Annotated in this window: 12 protein-coding genes and 1 pseudogene; 6 read left to right on the top strand and 7 right to left on the bottom strand. The window is 62.9% G+C overall.

Translation table 11 applies throughout. The annotated features are described in order from the left end of the window. Positions 1–53: 53 nt before the first annotated feature. From CFII68_RS18825 to CFII68_RS18840, 4 genes are all read right to left on the bottom strand, one after another. Positions 54–395, bottom strand: a complete 342-nt coding sequence (locus CFII68_RS18825; protein WP_014340738.1) for a carboxymuconolactone decarboxylase family protein — start codon at positions 393–395, stop codon at positions 54–56. 103 nt (positions 396–498) lie between these two features. After that, positions 499–2,904, bottom strand: a complete 2,406-nt coding sequence (locus CFII68_RS18830; RefSeq protein WP_018604083.1) for a penicillin acylase family protein — start codon at positions 2,902–2,904, stop codon at positions 499–501. A gap of 355 nt (positions 2,905–3,259) precedes the next feature. Then, entirely contained in the window at positions 3,260–5,383 is a 2,124-nt protein-coding gene (locus CFII68_RS18835) for a hypothetical protein (protein ID WP_018604081.1), read from the bottom strand. Positions 5,384–5,394: 11 nt separating this feature from the next. Then, the gene (locus tag CFII68_RS18840; RefSeq protein WP_018604080.1) at positions 5,395–5,883 is read right to left on the bottom strand and encodes a CesT family type III secretion system chaperone; all 489 of its coding nucleotides are present in this window, start codon (positions 5,881–5,883) and stop codon (positions 5,395–5,397) included. A gap of 187 nt (positions 5,884–6,070) precedes the next feature. On the opposite strand from CFII68_RS18840, the gene CFII68_RS18845 reads away from it, so the two are divergent. Then, the gene (locus CFII68_RS18845; RefSeq protein ID WP_033062537.1) at positions 6,071–7,195 is read left to right on the top strand and encodes a transglycosylase SLT domain-containing protein; all 1,125 of its coding nucleotides are present in this window, start codon (positions 6,071–6,073) and stop codon (positions 7,193–7,195) included. Positions 7,196–7,369: 174 nt separating this feature from the next. Here CFII68_RS18845 and CFII68_RS18850 read toward each other — a convergent pair whose 3' ends face one another. Next, complete coding sequence (locus tag CFII68_RS18850; protein WP_018604072.1) at positions 7,370–8,527, bottom strand: serine hydrolase domain-containing protein; 1,158 nt, start codon at positions 8,525–8,527, stop codon at positions 7,370–7,372. 729 nt (positions 8,528–9,256) lie between these two features. On the opposite strand from CFII68_RS18850, the gene CFII68_RS18860 reads away from it, so the two are divergent. Next, positions 9,257–10,471: a cytochrome P450 gene (locus tag CFII68_RS18860; protein ID WP_018604070.1), complete on the top strand. Its 1,215-nt coding sequence runs from the start codon at positions 9,257–9,259 to the stop codon at positions 10,469–10,471. A 261-nt stretch (positions 10,472–10,732) separates the two neighbouring features. Here CFII68_RS18860 and CFII68_RS18865 read toward each other — a convergent pair whose 3' ends face one another. Then, complete coding sequence (locus tag CFII68_RS18865) at positions 10,733–11,329, bottom strand: GNAT family N-acetyltransferase (protein WP_018604069.1); 597 nt, start codon at positions 11,327–11,329, stop codon at positions 10,733–10,735. Beyond that, positions 11,326–11,877 (bottom strand): RNA polymerase sigma factor, encoded by a 552-nt coding sequence (locus CFII68_RS18870; RefSeq protein WP_018604068.1) that lies wholly within the window; start codon positions 11,875–11,877, stop codon positions 11,326–11,328. Before CFII68_RS18870 ends, CFII68_RS18865 begins: the two co-directional genes overlap by 4 nt. A 302-nt stretch (positions 11,878–12,179) precedes the next feature. Between CFII68_RS18870 and CFII68_RS18875 the strand changes: the two genes are divergently transcribed. The 4 genes and pseudogenes from CFII68_RS18875 to CFII68_RS27855 all read left to right on the top strand — a co-directional run. Next, a complete protein-coding gene (locus CFII68_RS18875) occupies positions 12,180–13,316 on the top strand; it encodes a TyeA family type III secretion system gatekeeper subunit (RefSeq protein ID WP_018604067.1) in 1,137 nt (378 codons plus the stop codon). Next, the gene (gene sctV, locus CFII68_RS18880) at positions 13,313–15,355 is read left to right on the top strand and encodes a type III secretion system export apparatus subunit SctV (protein WP_018604066.1); all 2,043 of its coding nucleotides are present in this window, start codon (positions 13,313–13,315) and stop codon (positions 15,353–15,355) included. Before CFII68_RS18875 ends, sctV begins: the two co-directional genes overlap by 4 nt. 157 nt (positions 15,356–15,512) lie before the next feature. Continuing rightward, positions 15,513–16,406, top strand: a complete 894-nt coding sequence (locus tag CFII68_RS18885) for an FHA domain-containing protein (RefSeq protein WP_018604065.1) — start codon at positions 15,513–15,515, stop codon at positions 16,404–16,406. After that, a pseudogene (locus CFII68_RS27855) lies at positions 16,406–16,574 on the top strand (EscN/YscN/HrcN family type III secretion system ATPase); the annotation flags it as partial. The gene CFII68_RS18885 and the pseudogene CFII68_RS27855, both read left to right, overlap by 1 nt.

Genomic DNA, 16,574 nt, shown 5'->3' with positions numbered 1-16,574 from the left:
TCCCATTGTGGGAGCGAGCCTGCTCGCGATACGGCCGGCAGGTTATTGGCCGTTCACTTCTTCAACGCGTCATGGGCTTCCAGCGCGCGCAAGGAGTAGATGTACGCCGCACCTGCATTGAGCGACACCGCGGTGGCCAGGGTAGCGGCGATTTCTTCGCGGGTGGCGCCGGCCTTGATGGCCGCGTCGGTGTGTACGCCGATACAACCGTCACAGCGCGTGGTGATGGCGACGGCGATGGAGATCAGCTCACGGGTCTTGGCATCTAGCACGTTGTTTTCAGCCGCGGCTTCGTCCAGGGCCATGTAGGCCTTGACCATCTTCGGGTTGCTTTTACCCAGGGCGCCAAAGGCGCTCTTGATGGTAGGCAGCAGCTCGGACCAGTTGTTGAACATAGCGTTTGACTCCTAGTGGGAAAGGCGGGATTGCGCCCTTGTAGTCTTGACCATCCATGACGATCAAGCCCGGTTAGCGATGAAAAAGACCTGCGCGTCCGATTCAGGGCGCCCGGGCCGGCAACAGTTTCAAGGTGCCATGGGTATTGGCCGTCACTTCTTCCTCGGCCAGGTGCGCCTGGTGATACAGCCCCTCTATGTACGCCTCGGCCTGGTCCTCGTAATGCTTGTCGAACGGCACGCCGCTCTGGCCAACGGGGTTGATGGTGACGCTGTGGGTCGGGTCGGCGAAGTCGATGATGCGCCGCGTCGAAGGCCCATAGGTCACCGGCCACGGCGCCGGACCGATTTTGGCGGAGAGGTTGTTGGGCACCTCGTGGGTACCCGGTGCGGCGAAGGGGCCGACGTTGAAGATCCGGTCCAGCGGCTTTTGCAGGCCCAGCGGGTGGCCATGGGTCAGGGTGTGGGCCTTGCCCCATTGCCATTGCGTGGCATCGTCGCCGAGGGTGGTCTTCAGGTGGGTGAGGCTCTTGTCCCAGGCCTTTTTCACGGTGTCGGCACGGGTTTCCGTGCCGAGGGTCGTGCGGTCATCCCACCACGATGAATCTCCGGAGGTCGCCAGGCGTGGAAGGGCGGCGTCGATCACCCGCGTCGACAGCGCGGTTTCGAAGAAGCCGTCACCCAGCTCATCGTGCAGGGCGGCGTCGGCCAGGTTGAACAGGAACTGGTTGAACAGCGTGGCGCTGGTGGAGTCCAGGGGGTAATCGCCCGGCCATTGAGCCAGTTGTTCCACCCATTTGCGTTCCTGTGGGTCGTTGACCACCTCACGCAGCACCGGCAGCAAAGGCGCGAGCAGGCGAGGGCCGTAGGCGGTAGTGGTGCCCAGCTGCAGTTTCTGGGTGGTTTCGATGTCCCACTTCGCCTGCTTGTCGCTGAGCTGACGGTTGAGTTGCTGGCCGCGGTCGGCGAGGTTGTAGTAACCGGGGATCTCGATGCCGCTGGCCGGCACCGGCTGGAAATTGGCCGAGACGATGTAGCCCCGCGCCGGGTTCTCTTCCTGCGGATTGCTGCTGAACGGATAGAAACCTTCCTTTTCCGCCTCCGGGCTGCTGCCGTCGAGGATGAAGCCGGGCTTCACACCGGCTGGCCGCTTGGGCAGTTGCGCGGCGGCCCACCAGCCGATGTCCCCCTTGGCGTTGGCCCACACCACGTTCAGCCCGGGTGCGTGGATCTTGGCCGAAGCGCCGCGAGCCTTGGTGAGGGTGTCGGCGCGGTTGAGCTGGTAAAAGGCCTCGAGGATCGGGTTGCGGCTTTCCAGGAATCCCCACCACATGGCGACCGGGGTCTTGCCGGCGTTCGCACCGAGGGCATCGTTGACGATCGGACCATGGGGCGACTGGCGCAGCACCAGCGTCACCGGCGCCTGGCCCTTGACCGCGATCTGCTGCTCGCTGCGGGTCATGTCCACCCATTTGTCGCGATACCAGACCTGTTCGGGATTGTCCGGGTTGACCTTCTCGGCGATCAGGTCCAGGTCGTCGTTCTGGAACATGGTGACGCTCCAGCCGAAATCCTTGTTCATGCCCAGCGTCGCGAAGGGCAGCAGCGCCTGGTATTGCCCGTAGAGTTCGAACCCCGGGGCCGACAAGTGCGCCTCGTACCACACCGAAGGCGTGGAAAAACGGATGTGCGGGTCACCCGCCAGCAACGGCTTGCCGCTGTGGGTGCGGCTGCCGGAGACCGCCCAGGCATTGCTGCCCTCGAACTGCGGCAGGCCGTTATCAGCCAGGGCCTGCTCGCTCAGGCGGGCCAGGGCGTTGAGGTCTTTCCAGTCGGCGGCAGCCAGCGGCAGGCCGCCCTTGCGACCTTCGGCCAGCACACCTTGAGGCTGCCAGTCGAGGTCGAAAATGTTCAGGTAGTTGGCACCCAGCACATCGCGCACATAGGTCAGCAGGGGTTCGGTGCGAAAGGCCGCGGCGAAGCTGTAGGCCATGTAGCCGGTAACGCTCACGGTGTCTTCCGCGGTGAACGGGCGCTTGGGAATGCCCAGCACATCGAATTCCACGGGCCGGGTGTGGCTGTCCTGATAGGCGTTGATCCCGTCCAGGTAGGCTTGCATGGCGAGCCAGGCCGGGGATTGTGGGTCCTGCTCGGTCACGTAGGCCGTGGCGCGTTCGCGGATGCGCAGGCTGCGCATCAGCTTGTCAGTATCGAGCAGCTTCGGCCCCAGCACCTCGGCCAGCTCACCACGGGCGAGGCGGCGAATGATCTCCATCTGGAACAGCCGATCCTGGGCATGGACATAACCGAGGGCGCGGTACAGGTCGGTTTCGTTCTCGGCGCGGATATGCGGCACACCGCGTTCGTCGTAGCGCACCGTCACCGAGCCATGCAGCCCTTGCAACTGCACCGTGCCTTGGCGGGTGGGCTGCTTGCTGTAGAGGTAGCCGCCCGCGACGATGATCGCGGTGACGATCAATGACAGGAAGGCGATGAGGGTGCGCTTCATGGTGATTCCTTATTCTGGTGACAGCGGTCCCATGGTCTCGCTGTTGATTCCCTGTTTAGCATATGGCTGCTTCCCGGCGCATCGTCCGTCGGAGGGATTTTCTCCAGGTCGCCTCGCGGGCGGGAGTATAGGCGGTGGAAGGTTTCGGGCAGCGGCTGGGCGTTGGAGGCCGCGCTGCGAATCGGAAGGCTATCGTTGATCGGCACAGCATTCACGTCTGCCGTCGTCCAAGCACAAAGGGATGTGAGTCGGCGTGTGTCGCGAGGGCCGGCCGCAGGAGTCTCCTGCGGCCGGCGTAGAGGGGTGGTTTCAGCCGGTGATCGTCAAGCCATCGAAGGATGGCCCGGCGAATTCATCAGCTTGGCCGGGTAGTGGGTGCAGGTTCGTTGGACGGTCCGCCCTGGGTCCGCGCTTCGCCTCGCTCTGCCAGTTGAATGTCATCGCCAGAGGCTTTTTTAGGCCTCGTTGCCAGGCTCTGGGCCCATTCGGTACCCAGGTTAAGCCCTGCGATAGCGGTTTGCGGAACGACCTGGGTAAGGCCGCGGGTCACGTGGTAGGTATTTTCGAGGTCGCGCCGCCAGCCTTCCGGCTGGGTGTGGGGCAGACCGTCGCGGTTTGGACTTGTCACGTTCTGCAGCGGTACGTTTGCTCGTTTGGTCAGGTCGTCTTTGCCGCTCAGCGCCTTGTTTTCGAGCGGTGCCGCCACGCTGTTGGCAAAGAACGGAAGCAGCGTCAGGCCGGAGGAGAAAAAGGTGGTGACAATCTGCTCCATTTTTTCCCGCACTTCCGGGTTTTCACCCACCGCGGCTGCGTCACCCACGGCTGTACGCATGGCGACCCCTTCGCCTACGCCTACGATCCGGTTGGCGTAGTCGCTGATGTTGGTCATGCTGATCGGGTTGAGCTTTCCTGTCGCTTCGGAAAACGCCTTGGGTAGCAGCTCGCCCCAGTTGCGGTTTTCCGTTGTCACCCGGTAGGTAGGGATCTCCTCGTCACCGTGGGTTTGCGCATATTTCGCCACTGCCTGGCCACCCGCCATGAAGGAGCCACCCACTGCGGATGCCGCCGAGCGGGCGAGGATGCCGCTGGCATTTGTCGAGGAGAATTGATCAATGGTGTCGCGCACAGCATGGGCGGCACCGAAGGCGAGGTAGCCGGTGAAGTCGCCGCTCATGGTGCCAAAGTTGTTCGCGTTCTGTTTGAGCTTGAAGTCGTTGCGCTTTTGCTCCTGTGTGAGGTTGAGGGCATCGCGTCCAGCGTTCTCGACCCGACGTCCGTCCTGCGTGACGACTTGCAAGGCCTTGGGATAGACCGACATCGGATCGACTTTTTCCAGGCCGGCGCCGATGGTCTTGTCGACGACGACCTGGACGAATGGGCGGATGCCGTCGCTGATCACCTTGTGGGCGGCGCCAAGCACAGTCGAGGTCGCCGCGACATGCTTGCCGTAGGAGGCGTCCGCCATTTTTTCATCGATCGACGCAGTGATGGCGCCAAAGTGGCCCGCAGACGCCACGCCCTGCGGGATTCCCGCCCCGGCGAACACCGCCAGGCCGGTTACAAAGCCGCTCTTGGTCTTGAGGTCGGCGACATAGTCCTGGCGTGCGACGTTCTTCAGCGCGGTGTCCAGCACCTCGTTTTTCTTCGTCGCCGTTGCCAGTTCGCTTGGCGTGTTCGGCTTGTCGTCATCGGTCTTGAGCAACTCGCCAAGCTCCCCCTGGACCTCGCGTAACTGGCCCAGTTGATCCTTCGCCTGGTCGCGTGCGGCCGGGGGAAGGCTCTCGTTGTTCGCCGCTTGTTGCGCATGCTCGATTCGGCTTTCCATGAAGGTATTCAAGCGCGTGGGCATGTCTTGCGTCATGGCTTGCATGACACCTTTGGCATAACCGCGGAAGGCTTCATGGCTATTTTGCAGCAGCTGGCGGTCGCTCCCTTCCGGGGTTTTATCGATGACTTCCTGGCACAACGAATGATAGGCGCCAAGGGTATTACCCATGCGCTCGCAGTGTTTGCCCCAGACGGCTTTGAAACCGCCGTCCTCTTTCCTGTCGTCCTCGTTCTTGCCCAGGTACTCGTTGAAGTCCTTGACGAATGCTTCGGTTTCTTCGTGGCCCGACAGCATCGGGTGCGGTGTGCCGCCGAGTTCGGCGAGATGCTTCTGTACATCTTGATAACTTGTGCCTGGCGCGTAGCCCAATACTTTGCCTTCCAGGCTCATATGCTCACGTGCATAGCCAATGGGGTCGCTCTCAGGGTTTTTCTTGCCGAGGCTGTTGACCAGTCCTGTCAGGCGCTGCTGCCGGGTCCTGAGTGTTTGCTGGGTCTTGTCGGTCGCCTGCCCTTCGAAGTGATAAGGCACCAGGGGATTGGTGGAGGGCCGAACCTGCTCGGACAGGCTGGTTCCCACCGGCGTGATCCGATCGTCCTGCTGGTGCAGCGCCGCCGAGCTGGTGCTTCGTCCTACTGATAAATCTGGCATGTCGTGCTCTCCTAGATTGACAGGGCGCTGTTGAGCCCGGTGCTACGGGGGGTGGGTTTGTGTTGGGTGGGCTTGGCGGTGTCGTTTGGGCTGGCGCCGTCGAAGAAGTAGCCATCGCGCCAAATCAACGCCATGTCGGCGGCACCGCCCATCAGCCCGAGCAGGCGCTCGGCCGTGAGGGTTTCCAGGGGGACGTGGCCGATCAGGATTACCTGTTCGCTGTCGCGGTTGTAAGACAGGGAAGGGCAGAACGCGCCGCTCAGCAGGTACAGGTTGGTTTCCAGCAGCCGTTGCAGGACCGCTTCCCGATTCGCCACCGGCAATGGCCCGAAGCTGCAGTAGATAAAGACGTCTCCCTCACCCACGCCAGGGGTGTGCTTGAGGGAAAAGTCGACATCCTTGACCGACAGGTTCGCCTGCTCGTAGAACGCTGCCGGGGTAGGAATCATTGTGAGTTCGCAAAGCTGATCGATCAGCTTGCAATAGATGGGTGACGCCATGAGTGACCTCGCATTGTCATCCAGGCGCCGACGAGCGCCTGCTGCCCATGGTGAGTGACACCTGCGGCATTTCGGTTCCAACCGACCGCCGCTGCGGGCCGATGCCGACGCGCCGGGCGAACTGCGTGGAACCGCAGCCCTGTGATCTGCCACCCAATGGCGCCACCTCACTCAAGGTTGACCGCCCATGTCCCGATCACTTGCACCTTTGCCGGCCCTTCGAATCGTCCCCAAAGGGTTGTCCATGCTGGCCGTGGCGACCTTGCTGTATGGTTGCCAGCACCTCGAACCGCAGCTGACCATTGGCGATCCTTCCGCCAACGAGCCTTACCGCTCGCAACTGCGCTGGCTTGAGCCGGCGCCTACGGACACGATCATCCAGATCGGCGAGTCATCCCCGCAAAGCGGCGGCAGCCTGTGGACGCGCATGCGCCAGGGGTTTTCCTTGCAGGCCAAGACCCAGGGGGTGGCGCGCATCGATGAGCAACGCCGCTGGCTGATGGATCGCCCGGCGTTTCTCACCCAGACCGGGCGTGCCGGCAGCCGTTACCTGCACTTCATCGTGGGGGAACTGAACAAGCGCAACATGCCGCTGGAACTGGCGCTGTTGCCGGCCATCGAGAGCGGGTTCAATCCGAACGCCCAATCGCCGGCCCAGGCCCTGGGCCTCTGGCAATTCATTCCCGCCACGGGACGCCGCTACCAATTGCAGCAGGGAGGCGACTATGACGAGCGCCGGGACATTCCGTCATCGACGCGGGCCGCCCTGGATTATTTGTCCTACTTGCACGATTACTTCGACGGCGACTGGCTACTGGCGCTGGCCGCCTACAACGCCGGGGAAGGGCGGGTGCGCGACGCTATCACGCGCAATCGCGCCCGCGGCCTGGCAACCAATTATTGGAACCTGTCGTTGCCCGGTGAAACCCAGAACTATGTGCCGCGACTGCTGGCGCTGTCGCAACTGGTGAATGCGCCCGCCGACTATGGCGTGAGCCTGGCGCCCATCGCCGACCAGCCGTATTTCCAGATGGTCGCCTTGGCGCAGCCCGTGGACCTGGCGCATCTGGCGCAGTTGTCCGGTGTGCATGAGCGAGAGTTGCGCATGCTCAACCCTGCCGCGCGCGGTCGGGCCAGGGGGCGCTTGCTGATGCCCATGGAAGCGTCGCGCAGGTTGCAGGCCCAACCGGACATGATCGCCAAGGCGGCGCTGCCCCGCGTGGCCGGTAGCGAAGAACAAGTGGTTGCCTCACCCGATACCGGCGTGGCCGAGCCGCAGGTGGCAGAGGTGGTCGTGCCGCCAGGGGTGTGAGCCGATTATCCGCCATGTTGATCGTTCCCACGCTCTGCGTGGGAATACATCCCGTGACGCTCTGCGTCACCTTCCAGAAGCGGAACGCGGAGCGTCCCTGGCGGCATTCCCACGCGGAGCGTGAGGAACGATCTTCCACAGCCCCCACCACCTGATCTTTCGGATCTCCAGGGCCTACAGGCAGCCCATCGCGATATTGGCCAGGCCGCGTGCACGTGGGTCCATCAAGACGTAGGAGCCAATGGTGTTGCAGGCGAAGCCGAACGCCACGCCGCGCTCAGGGTCGGCAAACCCGATGGTGCCACCGGCGCCCATGTGGCCGAACGCCTCGTTGCCCATGCCATAACTGCCGTTCGCCACGTCCGGCTGGTTGAGCATGATGCCCAGGCCGAAGCGCGTGGGGGTCTGGATGGTCGGGTCGTATTCGGCGCTGTGCTCGCGCAACATTTCGTTGAGCAGCGGTGACTCCAGCAGTTGCCCGTCGAGCAGACCGGCGTAGAACGCCGCCAGGCTGCGGGCATTGCCATGTCCGTTGGCCGCCGGTTGGGTCATGCGTTTCCAGCCCGCCTCGTTACTGCGTCCCAGCACCATGGGCGGGTTGGCGAAGGCCAGTGTGCTCATGGCGGTCGGCTCGTTGAGCACGTCCGTCAGTACTCGCCCAAAGGCCTCATCGTCGATCTCGTCTTTGGTGCGTGCCATGTAGGCGCAGCGGGCGATGGTCGCGTCGTCCAGGCCGAGGTGGAAGTCCAGCCCAAGCGGCACCGCGACCCGCTGATGGATGCTTTGCGCCGGCGTCAGGCCATCCATCCGGCGTAGCAGTTCGCCGAGGATCCAGCCGAACAGCAAGGGCGAATAGGTCTGCTGTTCTCCGGCTGCGGCCCAGGGAGTTTCCTCGGCGATCAGGTCGGTCATGGTGTGCCAGTCGTAGAGGGTTTCCGGTGCCAGGGGCGTGCGCAGCGCTGGCAGCCCGGCACGGTGGCAAAGCACCTGGCGCAGGGTGATCGACGCTTTGCCGGCGTTGGCGAATTCGGGCCAGTAGCGGCAGACCGGCGCGTCCAGCTCCAGGCGTCCTTCGCCGACCAGCTGCATGATCGCCACCGCCGTGAAGGGCTTGGTGCAGGAAAACAGATTGAGCAGCGTGTCGCGCTGCCAATGGTTGTCCGGCTCCGGCCCGGCAGTGCCGGCCCACAGGTCGATGACTGTTTCGCCGTCAATCTGGATGCACAGGGCGGCGCCGCGTTCGAAGGGGCTTTGCATCAGCCGGATAAACGCCTCTTTGACCGGTTCGAAACGGGTGTCGCATTGGCCATGGATAGCAGGTGCACGCGTCATGTCAGCTCCACACAAGGGTTGGTGTTTCCCTTTGAGTGACCGTGGCCGTGCAAACGGTTCACCGGCACATACTACAGACCCATGTAGGAGCGAGTTCGCTCTCACAGGTAATGCTGTTCACTTAAGCGTTTATCGGAGATTTGGTCTCCATTCCGAGGCCTGTTTCAGGTGTATATACATCCGTTTCTCCGGTAACGGCGACTTATGGTTCCGCCCTTACGGCGGCTCACTTTTGAGAAGCCCGGGAGCCGGCCCAGTCAAAAGTAAGCAAAACGCTCTTGCCCCACCACTCGCTGCCTCGCTTAGGCTCGGCATGCCCGAACGCAGGCATTGCTCCGTGGGCCGCCGCGAAGGGCCATCCATGGCCCAGCGCGGCTACCTCGGCATCCATGCCGAGGTGCCCACGGCCCAATACCTGCGTTCGGCCATCGTGGTTAACGGGGCGCTCGAGATCAACGTCCACCGCGAGGCGGCCTAATAGCCGACCTGGCTCTCCCGGTCGTACACCCGTCAGATCTGTGGGAGCAAAGCTTGCTCGCGAAGGCGATGTGTCAGTTTGCGGTGATGTTGGATGTGCTCGCGATAGCGGTGGTGCAGATGCCTAGAAGCTCGACCTGCCCTTTGTTCTTGCTTTGGGGCTCTAAGTGAACAGCATTGTGCCCCCACAGGGATCTTTTTTGGCGCGCCCTGCCACTCAGGAGCAATGATTGATGCCCCTGGAGAGTGTTCATGGCTTACGAGCGTACCCTTGATTTGAATAGCGACGCGTTTCGCGGCGAGGCTTATCGGCATTATGCGGCGCTGCGCCAGGCGTCCCCGGTGTTCTTCAGCCAGGCCGAAGGGCAGTTGCCGATGTGGTACGTCACCGGTGCCCGGGAAGTCGAGGAGGTGCTGCTGGACAACGAGCGCTTCGCCCGTGACCCGTCGCGGATCGATGCGCAGTTCGCTGCGATGCTCGGTGGTGAGCAATCCATCGCGTTTCTTAACGACCACATGCTCAACCGCGATGGCGACAGTCATCGCCGCTTGCGTCGCCTGGTCAACAAGGCCTTCACGTTGAAGGCGGTGAACGCCCTGCGGCCGCGTATCGAACAGATCGCCGAGACGTTGCTGGAGCCCGTGCGGTCGAGCGGGAAAATGGACGTGGTGAGCCAATATGCATTCCCTTTATCGATCACCGTCATCGCCGAGCTGCTTGGCGTCCCCGCGCACGACCGTGACGATTTTCGTCGTTGGTCCCACATGATCGTCCAGCAGGTGGGGCACGACCTGAGTGAGTTGCGGCATTGCTACAACGAATTCGCGGGCTACATGCTCGCGTTGATCGACCAGCGTCGAGCACAGCCGGGCGATGACCTGGTTTCGGCGCTGGCGCAGGTCGAGGAAGAGGGCAGCATGCTCAGCCAAAGTGAGCTGTGCAGCATGATCGCGCTGCTGATCATCGCCGGACACGAAACCTCGGCGTCGATGATCGGCAATGCGGTGCACATGCTCGTGCAGCACCCGAAGGCGCTGGCGCGATTGCGTGACGAGCCGGCATTGATGCCTGGCGCGGTCGAGGAGTTTCTGCGCTATGACTCCTCGGTGGAGCGGGCCATGGTCCGCTTCGTCACCCGGGACACCGAACTGGCCGGGCAACGCTTGCTGCGCGGGCAACTGCTGATCGCGGTGGTAGGCTCGGCCAATCGTGACGAAGCGCTGTGTGCAAATCCTGACACGCTCGACATCACCCGCCCGGCCTGCCCGCACATGTCGTTTGGCAAAGGCACGCACTATTGCCTGGGCGCCTCGTTGGCCCGGCAGGAGTTGGAAATTGCACTGAATACACTTCTTCGATGCTGCCCTGGGCTGCAATTGGCGGTCGATCCCGGCGCCGTACGCTGGCGTTATGTACCCAACTTCAGGGGGCCGGAGGCGTTGCCGGTGCGCTGGTCGGTGGATTGATGAGAACGAGCAAGCTCGCGCTGGGTTCTGTAGGAGCTGGCGAAGCCTGCGATCTTTTGATCTTTTGATCTTTTGATCTTTCGCTTGAGATTCAAGTGTCTGGGGAAAGATCGCAGCCTCGTTGCACTCGACAGCTCCTACACAGCTCCTCCAGTGGGAGTCACTGGGCTGTGCAAAAAATGGCATCGGCTCGAATGAGCGCAGGCCCATGCCTGAGAAAGAGGCGGCTCGCCCGACTATCCAGCCGGACGAGCCGTGGACTCACGCCAGGCTGGCCTCCTCGTTTTGCGCTGGCGCTGAAAGGGTGGTGGATGCCGTGTCGCCTGGTGTCAGGTGCAGGCCGTAGAGCACAACGTCCGCACGGTTATCAGCGAACCGGGCAATCCCTGGAAAGCGTCCCCATTGGGTCGCGCCAAGCCCTTGTACGCCGCGTTTACTGGCCTCGTTGTGCTCGATGATCCAGGCCACCAGCGTCTCGAAACCATACTGCCTGGCCAACACCACCGCGGCTTGGCCAAGGCGGATGCCGACACCGCTGCCGATGTGGTCGCCGCGCACGTAGATCGACACTTCGCCGGTCAATCGGCAGGCCTGGGCGCCCCAACAGAAGCGGTTGACGATCAACCAGGCGATGACTTCACCTGCGCGTTCGAGCACGTAGATCGGATCACCCTCGTTGACGAAACAGTCGACGAAAAACGTCATTTCCTTCAGGGAAAACGCTCTGAGCACGGGGGAGCTGGTACCTCCCAGAGCGCTTTCGTTGAAGATATCTGTCATCACCGGCAAGTCGTCGGGGGTGTAGCGGCGCACGCCGCGTGGCAGGTCGGGTCGGCTGTTCAAACGATTGTGGGTCATGGTCGGGCTTCTCCGTAGACGCTGCGTTTGAGTTGTTCACGCGCGCGAAACAACCTTGAGCGCACGGTACCAATGGGGACGCCCAGCCTCTCGGCGGCATCGCGGTAGCTGCTCTCGGTGTCCACGGCGGTCCACAGGGTGTCGCGCATGTCCTTGGGCAGCGCGTCCATGGCTATCAGCGTACGGTCCAACAGCCGACGGTTGTCGCACAGTTCACTCAGGTCAATGTCGTCACTGGACTCGTTGAACTCGCTTTCATCGAAAGTGCTCAGCGGTGGCTGCGCGTAGAAGCGGCGGAAATGGTTGCGGATCAGGTTGAGGGCGATACCGCACAACCAAGTGTCCTGCTTTGCCAGCCCTTTGAACTTCTGCTGGTTGCGCCAGGCTTCCAGGTACGTGAGCTGGATGATGTCGTCGGCGTCGTCTTGATTGAGTACACGTTTTTGCACAAACAGACGCAGTTTGCGCGCCTCGCCGAAGCAGATGCCTGGCGCACCTGCGGGTGCCGGGGAGGTTTTCGGGGGGGCCATGAGATTCAGGCTGTTCATCAATAAATCCCTCTGAGTAGGTTCCATAGCGTCGATAAAAAATGTCGACGTTTCCCCTGTCAGCAGGACCTGTGCCAAGCCGGTTTAATGATTTATCTACTTGATAAATAATGGTTTTTGTTTAGTGTTTTTGCTCTATTTGTGCAAGAGCATGCACAACCGTCCCAAACTCCACTGCATGAAATTGCACCGAGCGAACGCTCGGGCAGGAAACCCTCCCTAACTGGTCAGAAAAGGCCACGACCGCGGATGGAACTGAATGCTGGATCGCCGCCACCCACTGAGCGTCCGAAACCACGCTCATGGCCATCATGAAAGTAGAAGCCCCGACAAATGCGCATATTGCCGTCAACCTTGCCCAGGCCGCTTCGGCCGTTGTGGGCATGGGCAGGCCTGTCGAATCGTTTCAGGCCGTGCAGTCCAATTCGATGGAGGAGGTCGGCATGACCTTCAGCCATCATGTGGAGCGCAATACCAAGGCGCTGAGCCAGCGGCGCATCCGCAATGCCCGCAGCGAGGTGGGCCAGATGCGCGTCGAGACGCGCGAGCAGTTGGAGGAGTGGTACGACCAACTTGGCCACCCAGGCAAGCAGAGCCTGGGGGCAATGGCCGCCCAGGCGGGTTTGTTGTTGTGTGGCGAGCCGGTGCTTGAAGAGGTGGTGCAGTCCACCGGTGGTGACCCGGCCCGTACCGACCTGATCCTGCAGCAAGCGTTGCGCGAGGCCGAAGTGCAAGGTCGTCTCGTTGAAGCCCAGCGCGCTCGCGACTACCTGCAGCTATTGCGCGAGCGTTATGGCGCGCAGATCCAGGCGGGCATGAACATCGCCGAGGCCTTGCGCGCTGCGGGCGGCGATCCCGAACTGCGCCAGGCAGTACGGCGGCTCTACTACGACACCGTGGTGCTCAAACAGTCGTTACCCACCATGATGCAGGCGCTGCTTGGCTTGTTCGGCGAGGCGGCATTCGTGCCGGGGCTGGACATGATGCGCCGAGCACTGGCTGACGACATCGCCGCCCACACACCGTCACGTCCTACCGCGCTATTGCGCACGTTGTTGATCGGCCTGGCCGCCTCGACGCAACTTGGCAGTGTCCTGCACAGCTGCCGCCGTTTGCTCGAACAACTGGCCTACAGTTGCCCGGCCAGCCAGCTCACGGCAGTGCTGTTGCTCCAGCGCATGCTGGGGTTTGTCAGCAGTGGCCTGTCGGCGGCGGAAGTACGGCGCATCGGGCGTGAATTGGGTGGAGAAGAGGAGCGCGACCAACTGGTCTCCCTGAACGGCCTGTACCCCTTGCTCAAGCGTTTGCCGCTGCCACTCTGGCGGGATAGCAAAAGCCGACAGACCGCGCTGAAGAACCTGTTGGTGCTGCTCGATGAGCGCTCCCGTGGCGAGCCCCGAAGCCAGACCGCCGCCCCGGTGATTGGAGCGCGCTCATGATCGCCCTGTTGAACAAAGTCGCCAATGAAGCGGTGCGACGCATCGAGGTGGTTGCGGCGTTCGTGGTGCTCGGCATCGTGTTCATGCTGATCCTGCCCTTACCGACCTCGGTGGTCGATGCGCTGATCGCGATCAACATCTGTATCTCCTGCCTGCTGATCGTGATCTCGCTGTACCTGCCACGGCCGTTGGCGTTTTCCTCGTTTCCCGCGGTGCTGCTGCTGACCACGCTGTTCCGGCTGGCGTTGTCGGTGGCAACTACCCGATTGATCCTGCTCCAGGGCGACGCCGGTCATATCGTCCAGGCGTTCGGTAATTTCGTGGTCGGAGGCAACCTTGCAGTCGGCTTGGTCATCTTTCTCATTCTGACGGTGGTCAACTTTCTGGTGATCACCAAGGGCTCGGAGCGGGTCGCCGAAGTGGCGGCGCGGTTCACCCTGGATGCGCTGCCGGGCAAGCAGATGTCCATCGACAGCGACCTGCGCGCGAACCTGATCGATGTCAGTGAAGCCCGGCGGCGTCGCGAGGAGTTGAACAAGGAAAGCCAGCTGTTCGGTGCGATGGACGGGGCGATGAAATTCGTCAAGGGCGATGCCATCGCGGGTTTGGTGATCGTGGTGATCAACCTCATCGGTGGCTTTACGGTCGGCATGATGCAGCACGACATGGGCGCGTCTGAATCGATGCATTTGTATGCCGTGTTGACCATCGGTGACGGTCTGATCGCGCAGATTCCGGCACTGCTGATTTCCCTCACCGCGGGCATGATCATCACCCGGGTGTCGCCGGAAGGGCAGCCGGCGGGCAGTAGCGTCGGCAAGGAAATCGCCCAGCAGTTGACCGCCGAACCCAAGGCCTGGGTGATCGCTTCGGTGGGCATGCTCGGCTTCGCGGCCTTGCCCGGCATGCCCACGCTGGTGTTCATCGTCATCGCCTTGATCACCGGCACCGCCGGCATCGTTCAGCTCTACTCGCGCGCCCGGCAGGCACGCCAGGGTGACCAGCCAGCGGAGGTCGTGGCCCCTGCACAGAACGGCGCTGAAGACCTGCGCAGCTTCGACCCGACCCGTGCCTTTCTTTTGCAGTTTTCCAAAGCCATGGAAGGTAACGCTGCCGCCGAGGAAGTCATCCAGGCGATCCGCAAGAAGCGTAACGCGCTGGTGGCCGGCTTTGGCCTGACCTTGCCGCCTTTCGAGATCGAATACAGCGCGTTGCTGGAGGACGACGAGTTCCGCTTCTGCGTGCACGAGGTGCCGATGTTGCGGGCCACTTTCGGAGAGCGCGTGGCGGTGGCTCGCGGGCCGCTGCCGTTGGAACCGCGCGACGGGCAGGTCGGCAGCGAGGTGCGTGACGAGCAGCAGTGGCTCTGGCTGACGCCCGACGAGTTGCTGGTGGAGCGGATGAGCCGCGCGATGTTTGCCACGGGCCCGCAATTCTTGGGGCTTCAGGAGAGCAAGTCGATTCTAAGTTGGCTCGAAGCGGGCCAGCCAGAGCTGGTGCAAGAGCTGCAGCGGACCATGCCCCTGGCCCGTTTCGCCGCCGTGCTCCAGCGCCTGGCCGGCGAAGGTGTGCCGCTGCGCGCGGTGCGGCTGATCGCCGAGTCCTTGATCGAGCATGGGCAGCACGAGCGTGACGTCGGTGCGCTGACCGACTACGCGCGCATCGCCCTGAAGTCGCAGATCTATCACCAGTACCGCGACGAAGACGGCCTGCACGTGTGGTTGTTGACGCCGGAAACCGAAGGCCTGTTGCGCGATGCGCTGCGCCAGACCCAGACGGAAACCTTTTTTGCCCTGGAAAGCCTGCATACCCGCGCCTTGGTGATGCAGTTGCGCGAAGGTTTCCCGTTGCGCGCCAAGCGCGTGGCCGTGCTGTTGGTGGCGCAAGACCTGCGGGCACCGCTGCGCGATTTGTTGCGCGATGAATTCAATCACGTGCCCGTGCTCGCCTTCAGCGAGTTGCACAGCAACGCCCAGGTCACGGTGCTGGGGCGCTTTGACCTCGAGCAGGAAAAACTACGGATGGAGGATGCTGCGTGACGGGCTTGTCTTGGCACGCCAGCAGCGGTGCCTCCACGTAACGATGCAAATCCAGGTGCGTTCGATGGCCTGGCTGTGACAGAGGACGGGGGCCGCCGGTGCCCCGTCGTACTACCGGATCGTGGGCGAGCGTCTGTCGCCCCTTGAGGAATTGACCATGTTCGAACTGCGAGTCTTGAGTGGTCTGCACCGAGGTGCGGCGTTGCCGCTGATTGGCGAGCAATGGGTGGTCGGGGCGGCGGAGGAGGCCGACCTGGCGCTTTACGATCCGGGCATCTGTGGGCGACACGTGAGCCTGCGGCAGGTGCAGGGCCAGTGGCTGTTGGAACGGCTGGAGGGCACCGTTTGCGATGGACAAGGCCAGCCTTGGGCTGCGGCCGAGCCCTTGCAGAGCAATGCCCCGTTTGCCGTGGCAGGCGTTTGGCTATGCTTGTCCCCGGCTGATCAACCCTGGCCCGAAGAGGCGGCACTGGATGATGCCGCGCATCTGGCGTCGGACCGGGAAACCCCGAAACCCGCCATGCGGCCGTCCTGGCCCAAGCGCCTGGCCATTGCCGCTGCGGTGATCACCGTTGCCTCCAGCGCCTGGGCCTTTACCAGCCAGCCGGCGCAGCCCGTGGCACGCAGCCCGGCCCAGCAGCTCAAGCAGAGCAAGGTGGCCTTGGACAATGTCGAGGCGGTCCGCCTGGAGCTTGATCGCATGTTGCAGGAACGTGATCTGGGCGCCGGTGTGCGGGTCGAGAGCCAGGACGACCGGCTGGTCCTGGTGGGCGAGTTGCCGCGCCAACGCCTGGCGATGGTCGAACGGTTGATCGAGCGCTTCCACGACCGCTACGAAACACCGATTGGGATCACCGCCAACGTCAATGAACGGCTGACGAAGCTGCCGTTTCAGATCGCCCAGATCGTGGGCGGTAAGCATGGCCACGTGGTCACCGCCGATGGACGTCGGTTGTTCCTGGGCGACCAGATCGATGGCCTGCGCTTGACCGCCATCGACAGCGGCAAAGTCACCTTCGAGGGCGACCAACGCTACGAGGTCACTTGGTGATGACGCAGGCGGCCATCGCGCGACTGGAGGCCTGGGAGGCCGGGCAATTGGCGCACTTGCGTCGCTTCGCGCCGGTCATGGTGCGCGGACGGGTGCAGCGGGTCAGCGGCATCTTGCTGCAGTGCCGACTGCCGGGGGCGCAGATCGGCGACCTCTGCCGGGTCGAGC

The sequence above is a fragment of the Pseudomonas sp. CFII68 genome (genome assembly GCF_000416195.1).
GTDB lineage: Bacteria > Pseudomonadota > Gammaproteobacteria > Pseudomonadales > Pseudomonadaceae > Aquipseudomonas > Aquipseudomonas kilonensis.
The sequence above is the reverse complement of the archived record's forward strand: the minus strand, read 5'-3'. Positions and strand labels throughout refer to the sequence as shown.

Excerpts from the sequence above, each read along its gene's own strand:
- CFII68_RS18865 (WP_018604069.1), bottom strand. The coding sequence starts at position 11,329 with ATGACCCACAATCGTTTGAACAGCCGACCCGACCTGCCACGCGGCGTG.
- CFII68_RS18850 (WP_018604072.1), bottom strand. The coding sequence starts at position 8,527 with ATGACGCGTGCACCTGCTATCCATGGCCAATGCGACACCCGTTTCGAA.
- CFII68_RS18875 (WP_018604067.1), top strand. The coding sequence starts at position 12,180 with ATGGCCATCATGAAAGTAGAAGCCCCGACAAATGCGCATATTGCCGTC.
- CFII68_RS18860 (WP_018604070.1), top strand. The coding sequence starts at position 9,257 with ATGGCTTACGAGCGTACCCTTGATTTGAATAGCGACGCGTTTCGCGGC.
- CFII68_RS18825 (WP_014340738.1), bottom strand. The coding sequence starts at position 395 with ATGTTCAACAACTGGTCCGAGCTGCTGCCTACCATCAAGAGCGCCTTT.
- sctV (WP_018604066.1), top strand. The coding sequence starts at position 13,313 with ATGATCGCCCTGTTGAACAAAGTCGCCAATGAAGCGGTGCGACGCATC.
- CFII68_RS18840 (WP_018604080.1), bottom strand. The coding sequence starts at position 5,883 with ATGGCGTCACCCATCTATTGCAAGCTGATCGATCAGCTTTGCGAACTC.
- CFII68_RS18845 (WP_033062537.1), top strand. The coding sequence starts at position 6,071 with ATGTCCCGATCACTTGCACCTTTGCCGGCCCTTCGAATCGTCCCCAAA.
- CFII68_RS18835 (WP_018604081.1), bottom strand. The coding sequence starts at position 5,383 with ATGCCAGATTTATCAGTAGGACGAAGCACCAGCTCGGCGGCGCTGCAC.
- CFII68_RS18870 (WP_018604068.1), bottom strand. The coding sequence starts at position 11,877 with ATGAACAGCCTGAATCTCATGGCCCCCCCGAAAACCTCCCCGGCACCC.
- CFII68_RS18885 (WP_018604065.1), top strand. The coding sequence starts at position 15,513 with ATGTTCGAACTGCGAGTCTTGAGTGGTCTGCACCGAGGTGCGGCGTTG.
- CFII68_RS18830 (WP_018604083.1), bottom strand. The coding sequence starts at position 2,904 with ATGAAGCGCACCCTCATCGCCTTCCTGTCATTGATCGTCACCGCGATC.